Source organism: Micromonospora sp. NPDC005171 (assembly GCF_040608575.1).
In the GTDB taxonomy this organism is placed as follows: Bacteria; Actinomycetota; Actinomycetes; order Mycobacteriales; family Micromonosporaceae; genus Micromonospora.
In genome coordinates, this window is the sequence record NZ_JBEXIM010000006.1 from 93,284 (window position 1) to 110,595 (window position 17,312).

The 17,312-nt window shown below is 70.6% G+C and carries 14 protein-coding genes; 9 read left to right on the top strand and 5 right to left on the bottom strand.

What is annotated here, in order from left to right; translation table 11 throughout:
- Positions 1–82: 82 nt before the first annotated feature.
- From ABZU74_RS11925 to ABZU74_RS11960, 8 genes are all read left to right on the top strand, one after another.
- Positions 83–1,159 carry an alcohol dehydrogenase catalytic domain-containing protein gene (locus ABZU74_RS11925; protein WP_355421652.1) on the top strand — a complete coding sequence of 359 codons (1,077 nt, stop codon included), beginning with the start codon at positions 83–85 and terminating at the stop codon, positions 1,157–1,159.
- 646 nt (positions 1,160–1,805) lie between these two features.
- On the top strand, positions 1,806–3,353 hold the full coding sequence (mmsA, locus tag ABZU74_RS11930) for a multiple monosaccharide ABC transporter ATP-binding protein (RefSeq protein ID WP_355421655.1): 1,548 nt from the start codon (positions 1,806–1,808) through the stop codon (positions 3,351–3,353).
- Positions 3,350–4,648, top strand: coding sequence for a multiple monosaccharide ABC transporter permease (gene mmsB, locus ABZU74_RS11935; protein ID WP_355421658.1), 1,299 nt, complete (start codon positions 3,350–3,352; stop codon positions 4,646–4,648). Before mmsA ends, mmsB begins: the two co-directional genes overlap by 4 nt.
- A gap of 51 nt (positions 4,649–4,699) precedes the next feature.
- On the top strand, positions 4,700–5,803 hold the full coding sequence (locus ABZU74_RS11940; RefSeq protein WP_355421661.1) for a sugar-binding protein: 1,104 nt from the start codon (positions 4,700–4,702) through the stop codon (positions 5,801–5,803).
- Positions 5,804–5,972: 169 nt separating this feature from the next.
- The gene (locus ABZU74_RS11945) at positions 5,973–7,178 is read left to right on the top strand and encodes an ROK family transcriptional regulator (RefSeq protein WP_355421914.1); all 1,206 of its coding nucleotides are present in this window, start codon (positions 5,973–5,975) and stop codon (positions 7,176–7,178) included.
- A 198-nt stretch (positions 7,179–7,376) separates the two neighbouring features.
- Positions 7,377–8,345 (top strand): ATP-binding cassette domain-containing protein, encoded by a 969-nt coding sequence (locus ABZU74_RS11950; RefSeq protein WP_355421664.1) that lies wholly within the window; start codon positions 7,377–7,379, stop codon positions 8,343–8,345.
- Positions 8,342–9,172, top strand: coding sequence for an ABC transporter permease (locus ABZU74_RS11955; protein ID WP_355421667.1), 831 nt, complete (start codon positions 8,342–8,344; stop codon positions 9,170–9,172). Before ABZU74_RS11950 ends, ABZU74_RS11955 begins: the two co-directional genes overlap by 4 nt.
- Positions 9,173–9,242: 70 nt before the next feature.
- Positions 9,243–10,331: a crosslink repair DNA glycosylase YcaQ family protein gene (locus tag ABZU74_RS11960; RefSeq protein ID WP_355421669.1), complete on the top strand. Its 1,089-nt coding sequence runs from the start codon at positions 9,243–9,245 to the stop codon at positions 10,329–10,331.
- A gap of 48 nt (positions 10,332–10,379) precedes the next feature.
- Here ABZU74_RS11960 and ABZU74_RS11965 read toward each other — a convergent pair whose 3' ends face one another.
- The 3 genes from ABZU74_RS11965 to ABZU74_RS11975 all read right to left on the bottom strand — a co-directional run bounded on the left by ABZU74_RS11965 (position 10,380) and on the right by ABZU74_RS11975 (position 12,749).
- Positions 10,380–11,369, bottom strand: coding sequence for a transporter (locus ABZU74_RS11965; RefSeq protein WP_355421672.1), 990 nt, complete (start codon positions 11,367–11,369; stop codon positions 10,380–10,382).
- Entirely contained in the window at positions 11,366–12,256 is an 891-nt protein-coding gene (locus tag ABZU74_RS11970) for an ABC transporter ATP-binding protein (RefSeq protein ID WP_355421674.1), read from the bottom strand. The genes ABZU74_RS11965 and ABZU74_RS11970 overlap by 4 nt, the downstream gene beginning before the upstream one ends.
- An 85-nt stretch (positions 12,257–12,341) precedes the next feature.
- A complete protein-coding gene (locus ABZU74_RS11975) occupies positions 12,342–12,749 on the bottom strand; it encodes a GntR family transcriptional regulator (protein ID WP_355421677.1) in 408 nt (135 codons plus the stop codon).
- Between the two features lie 270 nt (positions 12,750–13,019).
- On the opposite strand from ABZU74_RS11975, the gene ABZU74_RS11980 reads away from it, so the two are divergent.
- Positions 13,020–14,288, top strand: coding sequence for an Nramp family divalent metal transporter (locus ABZU74_RS11980; RefSeq protein WP_355421680.1), 1,269 nt, complete (start codon positions 13,020–13,022; stop codon positions 14,286–14,288).
- A 149-nt stretch (positions 14,289–14,437) separates the two neighbouring features.
- On the opposite strand, the gene ABZU74_RS11985 is transcribed toward ABZU74_RS11980, so the two are convergent.
- Positions 14,438–14,710, bottom strand: coding sequence for a hypothetical protein (locus ABZU74_RS11985; RefSeq protein ID WP_355421683.1), 273 nt, complete (start codon positions 14,708–14,710; stop codon positions 14,438–14,440).
- Between the two features lie 175 nt (positions 14,711–14,885).
- Positions 14,886–17,204 (bottom strand): M64 family metallopeptidase, encoded by a 2,319-nt coding sequence (locus tag ABZU74_RS11990; protein WP_355421686.1) that lies wholly within the window; start codon positions 17,202–17,204, stop codon positions 14,886–14,888.
- Positions 17,205–17,312 lie beyond the last annotated feature (108 nt).

Here is a 17,312-nt window from a genome sequence, read left to right on the forward strand (position 1 = left end):
CCTGGCCGCCGCCTGCCCGGGCAGGCATGAACGGGCAGGTCGGGGGAAGACCGGTCGTCCAGCGCCGAACAGGAGACCCGGGATGAGAGCCGTCGTCTACGCGGACGTCCGGACCGTCGACGTGCGGGAGGTGCCCGACGCGACACTGGAGGCGGAGACCGACGCGCTCGTGCGGATCACCTCCACCGCCCTGTGCGGGACCGACCTGCACATGTACGACGGACGGACCAGCGCCGAGCCCGGCCTGGTGCTCGGTCACGAACCGTTGGGTGTGGTGCAGGAGGTGGGCGCCGCGGTGCAGACCGTCCGGCCGGGCACCCGGGTGGTGATCCCCACGCACCTGTTCTGCGGGACGTGTGTGATGTGCGCTCGCGGGCTCTCGGCGGCCTGTCTGCGAGCCCGGGCCGAGGGGCCGGGCGCGGCGTACGGCTACGCCGGGATGGGTCCGTACCGGGGCGCGCAGGCCGACCTGTTGCGCGTGCCGTGGGCCGACGCCAACTGCGTACCCCTGCCCGGCGAGCCGGGGGACGGGTACGAGGACGACTTCGTGCTGCTCGCCGACGCGTTCGTCACCGGGTGGCACGCCGCCGCCGCCCTTGCCGAGGTCGAGCCCGGTGACACCGTGGCGGTGTTCGGCGCCGGCACTGTCGGCCTGCTCGGCGCCTACTCGGCACTGCTGCGCGGCGCCCGGGTCGTGTACTCCGTCGACGGGGTCGACGCCCGACTCGACAAGGCCGGTGAGATCGGCGCCGTGCCGATCGACTTCCGCCGGGCGACCCGGTCGAGCAGATCCGCGCCGACCGGGCCCGGGCCGGGTTGCCGCTCGGCGAGGAGAAGCTGGGCGGGGTCGACAAGGTCATCGACGCGGTCGGGTTCCAGGCCCGCGACCGGGAGCACCCCGACCGGGAGCGTCCGAACCAGGTCATCACCGACGCGGCCCGGCTGGTCAACGCCGTCGGCGCGATCGCGGTCGCCGGTGTCTACCCGGACCGGGACCCACACCCCGGCCCCGGCGCGGACGGCCAGGAGAACCTGGTCGCGCCGTGGGGAGCGCTGTTCAGCAAGGGGGTGGCGGTCCGGTTCGGTCGCACCCACGACCGCCGTTACACAGTCCTGCTGCGGGACCTGGTCGTCACGGGCCGAGCGCGACCCAGCATGATCGTCACCCACCACGGCACCCTCGCCGACGCCCCCGAGCTGTACCGCCGCTTCGACCGCCGGGAAGACGGGGTGATCAAGGCGGTGCTGCGCCCGTCCTGACCGGGCCAGCACCGCGGGCGCGGTACCGGCGGACCGCCCCGATTCGCCCTTAAGGGACGTTAAGTCACACGTCCGCTTCCTGGTCGTGAGCCCGGCGAGCCGATCACCGTCGATCCGGCCGGTGGGCAGAGGCGTGGGTCACACCGTCGACCGGAGACCGTCGTGCCGCCGTGGGCGCGGCGGGGGCGTCGCGGCGCCATCAAGATCACTCAATGAAAAGGCGCGCGCCGCCGGCCGCCCCCGCTCCGGCCGGCGGTGGATCGTGCCTGGTGGCGGGCGTGTCAAGGGTGACCGGAGTCGATAGTGGGGTTGCCTTCCATTTGACAACGTTGCCACCGACAGGCCAAGGTGCCCGGAGGGGCTGCTGAGGTAGCTGTGACGGGCGAATACTCTGCTACGTCTATATTGCCGGATTGTTACTTTTTCAACAGCCTCTCGCCTTGCGGATGGCCCTTCGGCCGCAATACGTTGCCGTCAACAACAAAACCAAGTGAAGGTTCAACCTTCCGGAGGCAACCGATGACGTTGGCGAGGTGGTACGAGCGATGAGCGACGTGCCCATCCTCCTTGAGATGCGCTCCATCACCAAGGAGTTTCCCGGAGTCAAGGCCCTCTCCGACGTCAACCTGGTGGTTCGCGCCGGCGAGATCCATGCCATCTGCGGCGAGAACGGCGCGGGCAAGTCCACGCTGATGAAGGTGCTCAGCGGGGTGTACCCCCACGGCACCTACGACGGCAAGATCATCTACCAGGGGTCGGAGAGCAAGTTCTCCGACATCCGGGCCAGTGAGAACGCCGGCATCGTGATCATCCACCAGGAGCTCGCGCTCATTCCAGGGATGTCGATCGCCGAGAACATCTTCCTCGGCAACGAACCGCGCAAGCGGGGCGCGATCGACTGGAAGGCCGCGAACCGGATGGCGCTGGACCTGATGGCCCGGGTCGGTCTGCAAGAGGACCCGGACACCCTGATCAAGGACATCGGGGTCGGCAAGCAGCAGCTCGTGGAGATCGCCAAGGCGTTCGCCAAGGACGTGAAGCTGCTCATCCTCGACGAGCCCACCGCGGCTCTCAACGAGGCCGACTCCCGGCACCTGCTGGACCTGCTGCGCGGGTTCCGCTCCCGCGGCATCACCTCGATCATGATCTCGCACAAGCTCAACGAGATCGAGGCGATCGCCGATCAGATCACCATCCTGCGCGACGGTCGGACCGTGGAGACCCTCGACGTCAAGGCGGACGGGGTCGACGAGGACCGGATCGTGCGGGGCATGGTCGGCCGTGAGCTGAGCAGCCGGTTCCCGGACCACACCCCGAAGATCGGCGACGTCTTCTTCGAGGTCCGCAACTGGAACGTCCGGCACCCGATCTCCGCCGACCGACAGGTCTGCAAGAACGAGAGCTTCGTGGTGCGCCGCGGCGAGATCGTCGGCTTCGCCGGGCTGATGGGCGCGGGCCGCACGGAACTGGCGATGAGTGTCTTCGGCCGCTCCTACGGGGTGTACGAGTCGGGCACCATCATCAAGGACGGCAAGGAGATCGTGCTGAAGTCGGTGGCGGACGCCATCGACAACGGGCTCGCGTACGTCAGCGAGGACCGTAAGGCGCTCGGCCTCAACCTGCTCGACGACATCAAGACGTCGACGGTGGCCGCCAAGCTGTCCAAGATCTCGCACCACGGCGTGCTGGACGAGGTCGAGGAATACCAGGCGGCCGAGGCGTACCGCAAGGAGTTGCGGACCAAGGCCCCGACGGTCGACGAGGGCGTCTCCAAGCTCTCCGGCGGCAACCAGCAGAAGGTCGTCCTGGCGAAGTGGATGTTCAGCGACCCGGACCTGCTGATCCTCGACGAGCCGACCCGCGGCATCGACGTGGGCGCCAAGTACGAGATCTACGGCATCATCCAGCGGCTCGCCGACCAGGGGAAGGGCGTCGTCGTCATCTCCTCGGAGCTGCCTGAGCTGATCGGGCTCTGCGACCGCATCTACACCGTGTTCGAAGGTGCCATCACGGGCGAGATCGCTCGGGCGGACGCGGACCCGGAGACCCTCATGAAGCAGATGACCTCGACGAAGAAGTTGGCCACCCGATGAGCCGTATCAAGGACCTTCAGAAGAACCTGTTTGGAGGCACGACCTCCAACGCCCGCCAGTTCGGGATGATCTTCACCCTGGTGGCGATCGTCTTGATCTTCCAGATCTGGACCAACGGGCTGACGCTGCGGTCGGACAACCTGATCGCGCTGTTCCAGCAGAACTCGTACATCCTGATCCTGGCCATCGGCATGCTGATGGTGATCGTCGCCGGGCACATCGACCTCTCGGTCGGCTCGGTAGCGGCCTTCACCGGCATCCTGGTCGCCAAGTCGATGACCGAGTGGGATCTGCCCTGGCCCGCTGCCATCGTGTTCGGCCTCGCCATCGGCGCAGTGATCGGCGCCTGGCAGGGCTTCTGGGTGGCGTACGTCGGGGTGCCGGCATTCATCGTCACCCTGGCCGGCATGCTGCTGTTCCGCGGTGGCAACCAGTTCATCGGCAACGCGCAGAGCATTCCGGTGCCGGAGGGCTTCCGCGAGATCGGCTCGGGCTTCCTGCCCGAGTTCGGACCGAACACCGGCTACAACAACGCGACGCTGCTGCTCGGTCTGGCCGCCGCAGTGGCAGTGGTGTGGCGCGAGGTCCGGGCCCGCAACACCCGTCGGGCCATGGACGCCAACCCGGCGCCGATGTGGATCTCGATCCTGCGGATGGCCGTCATGGTCGGGGTCATCGCCTTCGCGGCGCTGCGCTTCGCCAGCGGTCGCGTCGGCACCAGCTTCCCGATCTCGGGCATCATCCTGGTGGCGCTGGTCATCGCGTACTCCTTTTACACCCGCAACACGGCCGGCGGCCGGCACATCTACGCGGTGGGCGGCAACTCCCGGGCGGCCGAGCTGTCCGGCGTGAAGCTCAAGCGGGTCAACTTCTTCGTCATGATGAACATGTCCGTCCTGGCCGCGCTGGCCGGCATGATCTTCGTGGCCCGTTCGCAGGCTTCCGGCCCGCAGGACGGCAACGGCTGGGAGCTGGACGCCATCGCCGCGGTCTTCATCGGCGGCGCGGCCGTCGCCGGCGGCATCGGCACCATCAGCGGCTCGATCGTCGGTGGTCTCGTCATGGCCGTGCTCAACAACGGCCTCCAGCTCCAGGGCGTGGGCACCGACAAGGTCCAGATCATCAAGGGCCTGGTCCTGCTGCTGGCCGTCGCGATCGACGTCTACAACAAGAGCCAGGGGCGGTTCTCCATCATCGGGAGCCTGATGCGGCCGTTCCGCCGCGACGACTCCGCCTCGCCCTCCTCACCGCCGGACGCGGAGCGCGAGCCCGCCAAGGCAGCGGTGTCCGGCTGACGGTCACCGACCTCACCACCCGTCTCACATCAAGAAAGGCAAGTCCTCACCATGCGTAAATTCTTCGGCACTTCGGTGGTGGCCATCAGCGCCGCCGCCATGCTGGCCCTCGCCGGCTGCGGCTCCGGCCGCGACGGCGACAGCGACTCCGGCGGCGAGGCCGCCAAGGGCTTCGCGGCCAACTCGCTGATCGGTGTCGCACTGCCGGCCAAGACCTCGGAGAACTGGGTCCTCGCCGGTGACCTGTTCACCAACGGCCTCAAGGAGGCCGGTTTCCAGGCTGACGTGCAGTACGCCGGCGCGTCGACCACGGTCGCCGACCAGCAGGCCCAGATCACCGCCATGACCACCAAGGGCGCCAAGGTCATCGTCATCGGCGCGACCGACGCCGCGCAGCTGGCGACCCAGGTCGCCGCGGCGCACGCCGCCGGCGCCAAGGTCATCGCCTACGACCGGCTGATCACCAACACGCCGGACCTCGACTACTACGTGGCGTTCGACAACTTCAAGGTCGGCCAGCTCCAGGGCCAGGCCCTGCTGGACGGCATGAAGGCCAAGAAGCCGAACGGCCCGTACAACATCGAGCTGTTCTCCGGCTCGCCGGACGACAACAACGCCGGTGTCTTCTTCAACGGCGCGATGGACGTGCTCAAGCCGGAGATCGACAAGGGCAACGTCGTCGTCGCCTCGGGTCAGAAGGACGTCAAGCAGACCGCCATCCAGGGCTGGAAGGCCGAGGGTGCGCAGGCCCGCATGGACCAGCTGCTGACCTCGACCTACGGCAACAAGGAGCTGGACGGCGTCCTCTCCCCGAACGACACGCTGGCCCGCGCCATCCTGACCTCGGTCAAGGGTGCTGGCAAGCCGACCCCGGTCGTCACCGGTCAGGACTCCGAGGTCGAGTCGGTCAAGTCGATCGTCAAGGGTGAGCAGTACATGACGATCAACAAGGACACCCGCAACCTGGTGAAGGAGACCATCAACATGGTCAAGGCTCTCCAGGCCGGCGACAAGCCGCAGGTGAACGACACCAAGTCCTACAACAACGGCAGCAAGGTCGTCGACACGTACCTGCTCCCGCCGGTCGCCGTCACCAAGGCGAACGCGGCTGAGGCGTACGCCAACGACCCGAAGCTCGCGCCGCTCACCAAGTAATCACCGCACGGTAGGTAGTAACGCCGATGGGTCCCGGGTCTCCTCTACCGGGACCCATCGTCGTCCCTGCACCCCCGCACCAACCGGCATCGACCCGGAAGGAGGTCTGACCGTGGCGACACCAGTACGGTCCAGGCCAGCCGGCGTCGGCCGCAACACCGAATCCCCGCTGCCGTCGCTCCCCGGCGCCAGCCAGGAGGAGATCCGGCGGCAGAACCTCGGCGCTGTGCTGCGCTACGTCCACCTGCACGGACCGACGTCCCGCGCCGAGCTGACCAGCCGGCTCGGCCTCAACCGAAGCACCATCGGCGCCCTCGCCGCCGACCTCGTCGCCAGTGGCCTCGTCACCGAGGAGGTGCCGACCACCGCCCGCCGCGCCGGCCGCCCCTCACTGGTGGTCAGCCCCCGCTCCGACCGGGTCTACGCACACGCGTTGAGCATCGACGCGGACCGGCTGCGTGCCGCCCGGGTCGGCCTCGGCGGGCAGATCCTCGATCTGCGGGAAATCCCGCGACCCCGCGGCATGTCCGCGATCGACGCCGTCGGACCCCTCGCCGACCTGATCCGTGACATGGAACGCTCGGTGGTCGGCGACGCGCTGCTGGTCGGCGGCGCTGCCGCGGTCACCGACACCACCCGCGACCCGGACGGCAGGATCCGGATCGCCAGCATCGACGAGACGCTCGGCGCCGCGCTGGAGGCGGAGTTCAGCTCCGGCCCCGGATTCGTGGCCGGCGACCTGGCCGACATCGCCGGCCTGGCCGAGCACGTCCGGGGCGTCGCGGTCGGCATCGACGACGTCATCTACCTGCACGGCGACCTGGGCATCAGCGCCGGCATCATCGTCGGTGGCCGACTGGTGATCGGCCACCGGGGGCACAGCGGCAAGGTCGGCCACATGGTCGTCAACCCCAATGGCCTGCCCTGCGGCTGCGGGTCACGCGGCTGCTGGGAGACCGAGATCTCCGAGGCCGCGCTGCTACGGCACGCCGGCCGTGACCCGAGCGACCGCGCGGCGGTGGCCGAGGTGCTGCGCGCGGCGGCGGAGGGCGACCCGACCGCCCGTGCGGCGGTCGAGCAGGTGGCGGACTGGCTCGGTTTCGGCGTGGCGAACCTGGTCAACGTGGTCAACCCGGACGCCGTGGTGTTCGGTGGCTCGCTACGCGACATCTTCACCGCCGGGGCGGACGTGGTCCGGGACCGGCTGGACACCATGCCACTGCCCGCTTCCCGCGAGCACCTGCGGTTGCGCGCGGCGGCACTCGGCCGCGACGCCGTCCTGATCGGCGCCGCCGAGCTGGCGTTCGACAAACTCCTGGCCGACCCGCTGAACGTCGGCGTCGCGGGCCAGGTCGGGACCGCCGAGCCCGAGTAGTCGCGACCCGCCCCGGGCCCGCCTGCTGCGTTGCTCCGGCTACCGATCCGGGCGGTCAGTCCCCGCGTCCCGACGGGCGACCGTCAGGAAGTGGCAATTCCTCCACAGTGCCATTGCCGGCTGCATCAGGCTTCCCGTACTGCTTACCGTATGTTGTACGGTAGCTGTTGCCTTGACAGTTTCGAGGAGGGGAGCGCTGTGACCACCGGAGGCGACGCGATAGTGGCCGAAGGGCTGCGCAAGCGGTATCGGGACCGGTACGCGCTGGACGGCTTCGACCTGCGGGTCCCGCAGGGAACTGTGTGCGGCCTGCTCGGCCCGAACGGGGCCGGGAAGACCACCTCGGTACGGATCCTGTCCACCCTGCTCCGGCTGGACGAGGGCCGCGCCGAGGTCGCCGGGTTCGACGTGACCCGCCAGCGTGACCGGGTGCGCTACCGCATCGGGCTGGTGGGCCAGCATCCCGCGCTCGACGAGGCGTTGAGCGGCCGGCAGAATCTGGTGCTCTTCGGCCGGCTGTTCCACCTGGGTCGCCGCCGGGCCCGGCAGCGGGCGGTCGAGCTACTGGAACGCTTCGGTCTCGCCGACGCCGCCGAGCAGCCGGTCAGGACGTACTCCGGGGGGATGCGCCGACGCCTCGACCTGGCGGCCGGCATGATCCTGGCCCCGTCGGTCCTCTTCCTCGACGAGCCCACCACCGGGCTCGACCCGCGCGGGCGCAACGAGGTGTGGGAGTCGGTCCGGGAGTTGGTGCGCACCGGCACCACAGTGCTGCTCACCACCCAGCACCTGGACGAAGCCGACCAACTCGCCGACCGGATCTCGGTGGTCGAGGCCGGCCGGGTGATCGCCGAAGGGACGCCGGACGACCTGAAGACCCGGCTCGGCGGCGACCGGATCGAGGTGGTCGTCGCGGCACCGACCGACCTTGCTGCCGCCGTCGCCCAGGTACGCCGGGCGGCCGACGACGAACCGACTGTCGACCTGGATCGGCGGATGGTGAGCGTCCGGGTCGGTCGCCGAGCCGGTGTGCTCGTCGACGTGTTGCGGGCGCTCGACGCCGTGAACGTCCCGGTGGCGGACGTCGCCCTGCGCCGACCGACCCTGGACGACGTGTTCCTGCACCTCACCGGGGACCGGGCACCGACTGCCGAGGTGGCAGCATGAGCGCGGCGAGCATGCCGACCCCGGCGGTGGATCTGACGCCCGGCCGGCCCGCTCTCCTGGCCGACAGCGGCACGCTGATCTGGCGCGGCCTGGCCCGGTGGCGACGCGATCCTGGCCCGCTGATCGCCTCGCTCGGCTTCAACATCCTGATCGTGCTGATGTTCGCCTACCTGTTCGGTGGCGCGTTGCAGGTGCCCGGCGGTGGCAACTATCGGGAGTTCCTGATGCCCGGCATGTTCGTGATGACAATGGTCTTCGGCATCAGCCTCACCACGATGGCCGTCGCCGAGGACCTGGAGCGCGGGGTGACCGACCGGCTCCGATCGATGCCCGTCTCGCCGCTGGCGCCGCTGGCGGCCCGTGCGGTGGCCGACATGCTGTTCGCGCTGGTCACCCTCGGGGTCCTGCTGCTGACCGGTCTGGCAATCGGGTGGCGGGCGCACGGCGGGGTCGGTGCCACGCTGGCGGCGGTGGGATTGATCCTGCTGCTGCGCTTCGCACTGATCTGGGTCAGCATCTTCCTCGGGCTGGTCACCCGTGGGCAGACGGCCGTGGTGGCCGTACAGACCCTGGAGTTTCCGCTCGGCTTCCTCTCCAACGCGTTCGTGGCACCGTCCACCATGCCCGTCTGGCTCGGCGCGGTGGCCGCGTGGAACCCGCTGTCGGCGACCGTCGGCGCCACCCGCGAGCTGTTCGGCAACCCCGGTTGGGGTGGCGACTCGTGGGCGGCGCAGCACTACCCGTGGCTGGCGGTGCTCTGGCCGCTCGCCCTCGTCGCGGTCTTCCTGCCGCTCTCGGTCGCCCGGTACCGGCGGCTGGCCGGCTGAGCCCGGGCGGGCGAGGGATCCGACTCTGTGGGCCCGATCGTTGTCGGTGGCCGCCGTTAGGCTCGTCGCCGTGGACGTGCACCGACTCGATCGGGCCCAGGCGCGGCGGATCGCCATCCGGGCCCAACTGTTGGCCGCTCCGCGCCCGGCCGACCTGCTCACCGTGGTCCGCCAGTTGACCCTGGTGCAGATCGACCCGACCGCCGCCGTCGCGCCCAGCGCCGACCTCGTCTGCTGGAGCCGGCTCGGCTCGTCGTACCAGCCCGCCCAGCTGCGGCAGGCCCTCGAACGGGACCGGACGCTCTTCGAGCACCACGCGATGGTGCGACCGATGGACGACCTGGGGCTCTTCCTCGCCGAGATGGCGGCCTCGCCCGGTCATGAGCGCCACCGCGAGTGGCTGCGCGCCAACGACCCGTTTCGACGCGACGTGCTCGACCTGCTCGGCCGATCCGGACCGCTGCTCTCCCGCGACATCCCGGACACGAGCGTCGTGCCCTGGCCGTCGTCGGGCTGGACCAACAACCGCAACGTCACCCAGATGCTGGAGTTCCTGGTGCTGCGCGGCGAGGTCGCGATCGCCGGGCGCCAGGGCCGACAGCGGCTCTGGGACGTGGCGCAGCGGGTCTACCCGGGCGGCGTACCCGTCGTCGAGCTGGAGCAGGCGCGCCGGCTTCGCAACGAGCGACGGCTGCGGGCGCTGGGCATCGCTCGGGCGAAGGCAGTGGTGGTGCCGGGCGAGCCGGCCGAGGTCGGCGACGCCGGCGAGCCGGCGCTGATCGACGGTGTCGCGGGGGAGTGGCGGGTGGACCCGGCCGCGCTCGGGCAGCCCTTCACCGGGCGTACGGCGCTGCTGTCGCCGTTCGACCGGCTGGTGCACGACCGGGTCCGCCTCGCGGACCTCTTCGAGTACGAGTACGTGCTGGAGATGTACAAGCCCAGGGCGAGTCGACGGTGGGGCTACTTCGCGTTGCCGATCCTGCACGGCGATCGGCTGGTCGGAAAGGTGGACGCCACGGCCGAGCGTCGGCGCGGCACGCTCACCGTGCACGCCCTCCACGAGGACGTGCCCTTCACCCCGGAGGTGACCCGGGCCGTGCACGAGGAGCTGCACGACCTGGCGTCCTGGCTGTCGCTGACCGTCGAGGGTCTGCGCTGACGGGTGCTCGTCGAGGCCCCCGCTCCCCGACGAGCACCCGTCGCCCCGCTAGGCGATCCGGCGAACCCGGCGCACCGCGAGGTAGAGCAGGAGCACGGCGAGGGCGACGAAGATGCCCGTCTCGATGCTCTGGAACAGCCAGAACCGGTCCGCCGGCTGGTAAAGCTGCCAGTTGTACGCGCCAGGCTCGAGGCCCAACTCGGACCCGCAGACCCGACCGTCCGGCCCCTTTCCGCCCGGCGGGCACTGGATCCGGGTGTCCTCCGCGACCATCGTCCCGTCCGGGTTCCGGACGCCCTGGGTGAGGATCCAGTCCCCCCGGCTGATCACCGGCGGTCCGTCCCCCTCGATCGGGAAGGTCTTGGTGCGGGCGGCCTGGTAGTGCGGCCGGGCCAGGATCTCCACCGCCGCTCGTACGCCGATGAACCCGGCGAGGGTGATGCCCATGGCGGGCAGCATCCGCTTCCACACAGTGCCGGCGAAGATGCCGAGCGCCACGGCGAAGAGGGTGTAACCGATCGGGGCGATGCCTTGCAGATCGAAGACGATCATGCCGAGGCGGCCCTCCTGAGCAGCCTGGGTCAGCGGATCGACCCACCAGGACATGCCCAGCCCGTAGCCGACCGCGAGGACCAGCACGGACGCGCCGACCAGCCCGAACTTCACCAGGGCCCACCGGTTCCGGCCGACACCCTGGGTCCAGACGAACCGATGCGTGCCCTGCTCCACCTCGCGGGCTACCAGCGGGGCGCCCCAGAACAGGCCGACCAGCACCGGCAGGGTGATCAGCAGAACCGCCACTAGATTGAGGCTGGCGTACTGGTTGCTGAAGCGGTGGAAGCCCGCGTCGCAGGCATCGCGGGTCGTCTGTGCCACGTCGGCGCGGGCGAGCTGGCTCACACAGTCGGCCAGCCCCAGGTCGGCGTATGTGCTCCGCATCGACAGGCCGATCGGCACCAGCAGCGCGGCGAGTGCCACGAACCCCAGCAGGGTGTAGAACGCCTGCTTGCGGTGTTGCCGCCAGGTCAACCAGATCATGCCGCCACCCCCCACTCGCTGTGCTTCGTCTGCGTGGTGCCGTCGGCGAGGTAGGCCAGCACGACGTCCTCCAGGCTGACGTCGCGGACCGTCCAGGCCGGATCGGTGACCGGCCCGTCGGTGTGGACGAGCAACGTGGACTGCCGGTCGGTATGGCTGGCCCGGATCACTGCGGCGACGCCCCCGATAGCGCCGCCGTCGTGCCGCGGCCCGACGAGCTGCCGGTGCTCGGCGACCAGGTCGTCGACCGCGCCGGTGAGCTGCACCTGAGAGGCGTTGAGCACGATCAGGTAGTCACAGACCCGTTCCAGGTCGGCCAGCAGGTGCGAGGAGAGCAGGACGGTGGTGCCTGATTCGGCGACGCTGCCCATCAGCGACTGGAGGAACTCCCGCCGAGCCAGCGGGTCGAGGCTGGCGACCGGTTCGTCGAGCAGCAGCAGCTTCGGCCGCTTGGCCAGTGCCAGGGCAAGCGCAACCTGGGCCCGCTGCCCACCGGAGAGCTTGCCGACCGGCTTGTCCGGTGGAATGCCGAGCTGGGCCAGCCGCTGGCGGGCCAACGCCGCGTCCCACCGCTTGTTCAGCTTGCCGCCGGCGATGACCAGCTCGGCCGCGGTGAAGTCCCGGTACAGCGGGGTGTCCTGGGCGACGAACCCGATGTCGGCCAGGCCCTCCGTGTCGCCGTACGGCGATCGGCCGAACACCCGGACCGTGCCGGCGTCGGGCTTGAGCAGCCCCACTGCCAGGTGCAACAGCGTGCTCTTACCCGCGCCGTTCGGCCCGACCAACGCGGCGATCCGGCCGGCCGGCAGATGCAGCGAGCAGTCCCGCAACGCCCAGGTGCTGCCGTACCGCTTGCCGAGCCGGTCTGCTTCCAAGACCATGTCCATCCCTTGTCCTCTCGTTCCGTTCACGCCACTGCTTCGCGGTCGCGCGAGTGCTTGCGGTGCCTGATGGTTCGTTCGCCCCGCTCGCTCACGCGTGCTCCTTCTGTGGGGCGTCGTCGGCGAGGGTGGCGCGCAGCGTCGTCTCCACCAGGGCGATGACGTCCTCGGCCGTGAGGCCGGCAGCTTGCGCCCGGTGCAGCCAGGCGACCAGGTCGTCGCGCAGCTCGGCCTGATTGGGCAGGGACGCGCCGGCCAGGGTGCGCTGGACGAAGGTGCCCACCCCGGGTCGGCCGCCGACCAGACCCTCAATCTCCAACTCCCGGTACGCCTTCAGCACCGTGTTCGGGTTGATCGCCAGGGATTGCGCGACGTCCCGAACCTTTGGCAACTGGTCGCCCGGCGTCAGCAGGCCAACCCGCAGCGCCTGTTTCACCTGCTGCACGAGCTGCATGTAGGTGTTCACCTTCGACCGGCTGTCCAGTACGAACTCGATCACTCCCGATGATCCTTCCTGTTGTCCTACGACAGTAGGACTAATAGACAGCTTCTTCGGTGACCCATCGGCTGTCAAGTCCGGCGCGGCAGGTTCTGTCCGGACGCGGCGCGTCTCGTCCGGCACGCCGGGTCTCGTCCGGCACGGTGCGTACCGCCCGGCGCGGCGGGCCGGGCCGACTCTGCTGGCACCGGCAGGCCAGCGGTTGGCACCCACGGGTCAGCCCGAGGGGAAGGGGACCGGCAGCGATCCGCGTGAACGGGGAGGTGTTCGATGGTCACCAACGAGCTGACGACGTCGAGGGCGACTCCACTACAGGCCGCTCGCGCACGGGGCCGCGTACGTGGGCGGTTGATCCTCCTCGGCCCGGCGTTCGTCGCCGCCGTCGCCTACGTCGACCCCGGCAACTTCGCCACCAACTCCGCCGCCGGTGCCCGCTTCGGCTATCTGCTGCTCTGGGTAGTGGTGGTGGCCAACCTGATGGCCATGCTGGTGCAGACGCTCACCGCGAAGCTGGGCCTGGCCACCGGCCGAAGCCTGCCCGAGCTGTGCCGGGAACGCCTACCGCGGCCGGTGAACCGGGTGATGTGGGTGCAGGCCGAGTTGGTGGCCATGGCCACCGACCTGGCCGAGGTGATCGGTGGCGCGGTGGCTTTGTACCTCCTTTTCGGCATTCCGCTGCTACCCGGCGGAATCATCATCGGCACTGCCGCGTTCGCCGTGCTCGCGCTGCGCTCGCGTGGGTACCGCGCCTTCGAGGTCGCCATCGCCGTCCTGCTCGGGGTGATCGTGCTGGCCTTCGCCGCCAACCTGCTCGCCTCCGGCTCGGACCCCGCCTCGGCGATGGCCGGTCTGGTGCCACGCCTCCAGGGCACGGACAGCGTGCTGCTGGCCGCCGGCATCCTCGGCGCGACCGTCATGCCGCACGTCATCTACGTGCACTCCGCGCTCACCCGCGACCGCATTCCCGCCGCCGACGACACCGAGCGCCGGATCCTGTTCCGCGGCCAGCGCACCGACGTCCTGCTCGCCCTGAGCGCGGCCGGCGCGGTCAACCTCGCCATCCTGCTGATCGCCGCGGCCAGCTTCCGGGGCGGCGGCGCGGGTGGCGCGGACAGCCTGGAGGGGGTGCACGCCGGGCTCGGCCAGACCATCGGGACCGCCGCCGCGTTCGGTTTCGCCGTCGCGTTGCTGGTCTCGGGGCTCGCCTCCACGAGCGTCGGCACCTACGCCGGAGAGGTGATCATGCAGGGCTTCCTGCGGCGGCGGGTCCCGCTGCTGCTGCGTCGGTTGGTCACCCTGCTGCCCGCGCTGGCCGTGCTCGGCATCGGCCTCGACCCGACCCGGGCGCTCGTGCTGTCCCAGGTCATCCTCAGCTTCGGCATCCCGTTCGCGCTGATCCCGGTGGTCGCCTTCACCCGCCGACGCGACCTGATGGGCAACCTGGTCAATCACCCGCTCACCACCGCCGCCGCATCCCTGGTGGCGGTGCTGGTGGCCGCGCTCAACGCGTTCCTCCTCTGGCAGGTCATCGCCGGCTGAGCCGGCTGGTTGGCGTCGCCGGCTGAGCCGGCCGGTCGGCATCGCGGGCTGAGCCGGCTGGTTGGCGTCGCGGGCTGAGCCGGCTGGTTGGCGTCGCGGGCTGAGCCGGCTGGTTGGCGTCGCGGGCTGAGCCGGCGGGGCGGTGGTGGTCAGGTGCGACGCCCCTCGTCGCGGGCCGGGATCTCCTGGCGCTGTTCGAGGGCGTCCGCCGGGTTGGCGTCGGCCGGCAACGACGTCACCTCCTCGAGGGTGCCCGCCGGGAAGGCGCCCTGCTCGGCCAGGTCGGCCTCGGCCGCCTCCGGGTCCACGTCACCCGACACCCGGTCCGGCGGCCCGGCATCGAACGCGTCCTGTCGTTGCTCAAGGGCATCCGCCTCCGGCGGAGGGAAGGTGCCGCCCTGTTCGTCCCGGTACGTGCTCATCGGAGCCTCCCACCCGGCGGGTGTCGACATGCCGCCGGGCCGCTGCCTACCCGCCAGCGCTGCACTCAGGCCGGCACGCCGGCCAGGAACTGGGCAGTTTCGGGAAAGCGCTGCCTCGGCGGCGGCCGAAGCAGCGCTTTCCCGGACGTTGCGCGGATCTTGGGAGGGCCTGACGTCATCCCGCCTGGGACATGCCGCGACGGCAGTGGCCCGCGGCCGGGTTTCGCACCGTGGTGGGTGCTCCCAGGTCGACCGGAGCCGGGCCGCCCGAGCAGGCCAGCGCGCCCACCTGGCCGCCGGCCAGGACGGGCGCCGACGGGGTGCCGGTCAGCGCCAGCCGCCCGACCACCCGCGCCCCCACCACAGTGACGTGGTCGGTGGTGCCGGTCAGCGCCACCGAGCCGCGTACCTCGGTGTTCAGCAACTCGACGGCGGTGGCGCGGGACGCCGCCAGGTTTCCGGTGATCGAGGAGCCCTGGGCGACCAGGGCGGCGCCGGGTGCGACGGTGACCTGGCCGGTCACGGTCGCCGCGCGCAGGCAGGTGACACCGGCGGCGACGGTCAGCGGGCCGGCGTGTCGGCCGGTGACCACAGTCGTGCAGGCCGGTGGTGGCGGGATCAGGGTGGCCACGAACGCGCGAGCCGGCCCGATGTTGCCGACGGCGTCGATGCCCCGGTACTCGATGCGGTGCCGGCCGTAGCCGGGAGACCGTTCAGCGAACGGGGACACCGACAGGCCGCCCGAGCCGAGGTTGCCGTAGACCAGGCCGTCCACGTCGGTGCCGGTGGCGGTGAACAGGAACGGCGATCGGGCGTCGGTGGGCCAGCCGTAGTAGTTGTGCCACCCGTCGCCGTCGAGCCGGAACTCCGAGGTGACCTGGCCGGTGCCACCGTCGGTGCCCGTCAGCCCCATGGTGAACGGGCCATTGTACACGTACTCGGTGGGTCGGCCGGGCCGGGTGACGCTGAGCAGCGGCTCGGAGAGCGCGTACGCCACCTCGGGTCGCGTCGCGTCGACAGTCCAGGTGCGGGTCACCGCCTTCCCGGTGCCCTTGTCGCTGACCAGGGCGGTCAGCCGGTGAGTGCCCCGCGACAGGCCCAGGGCGCCCAGGTCCACGTCCCGGTCGGTGCCGGTGTCGGCCACCGCCCGGCCGTCGAGCGTCCAGCGCACCCGCGGCGCCCGATCGGTGGGCTGGTTGGTCCGCACGTACACCACGTCGTGCGCGGCGACCGGCCGGTCGGTCGCTGTGGACGCGGTGATCGCCAGCGGCGACTCCACCGCAGGGGTACGCACCGAGGTGTCCACGGTCCAGGTGCGGGTCTGGGTGAGCGCGGGTGAACTGCGGACCGCCGGGTCGCGGACGAACTCCGTCGGATCGGTCACCGTTGCGGTGACCGTGTGCCGGCCAGGGGAGAGCCGAAGTTTCCGCAGGTCCAGGTGGCGGGCGTTGCCGGTACGCGGCACCGCCCTGCCGTCCACCGACCACGTCACGGTCAGCGCGTGGCTCACCGGGTGCAGGGTGTCCACCCAGAGCAGTCGGTCCGCGCCAACCGCCGCGTCGGTGGCCGTGCCGCCCTGCACGATGCCGACCCGGGCGGCGATGCGTTCGGTCATCCGCTCCCGGCCGACCTGGTCGAAGTAGAAGCCCAGCGACTTCATCATCGAGTGCCGGCTCGGTCGCCACACCCCGCGTTGGAGGTACAGGCCGCCCTCGTAACGGCCGATCGTCCCGCCCGCCTCGCTCGGCTCACCCAGCCAGCGCCACCACTTGGCCCGGGTGTCGCGCATCTGCCGCTCGGTCAACACGGTGTGGTGCACCGAGTCCGGTTCCGGCCCGCTGTACGTGTCGCCCGGCACTCCACGCCCGTAGTAGTCGTACTCGTCCTGCAAACCACCGAGCGAGTGCCCCAGCTCGTGCGGGCTGATCAGCGCGGAGAGCGCGTTGCCGCCGGAGGCGGTGGCGTTGCTGCCGCCGGCCCCACCGTAGGTGCCGCTGTTGGCCAGCGCGATCAGCTGCCGGTTGCCGGGGTTGGTGCCGACGGCCAGGTCGGCGTACGCGTTCGCGGCGGCGCCGTCGACAGTGAGCAGGCGTTGCACGCTTGCCGGGTTGCAACCACCCCAGAAGCCCATGCTCAACGCGGTGTCGCGTCGCGGCGCGGACAGGCCGGGGTCGCAGTCCACCCCGGATTCGGCGGAGACGACCTCCACGGCGTAGACGTTGAAGTAGCTGCGGTAGGACTTGAACGGCTCGATCGTCCACAGGGTGTTCAGGTGCCGGTCCACGTGCGCCCGGAAGGTGGGCAGGTCGGCCTCGGTGTAGCCGTCGCCCAGCAGCACCAGGTTGAACCGCGTCGCCGGGTCACCGGTGACCTGGATCGGCACCACTGTCGCGCTGGCCACCGGGGCGGCGGCCGATGTGGCGGCGGCCGGTGTGCCGACCGTCGGCCCCGCCGCGACGAGCGCCGCGACGCACAAACCCGCTCTGATCCGCACCCTTGAGCCCCTTCCCTGTGCCGGTCGGCCTGGCGGTGCCGGGGCGCGCGGGGCGCCGTCGTCCGGGTCTGCCGTGACCGTGGACATCTCGGACCGTACCGGTCTCCG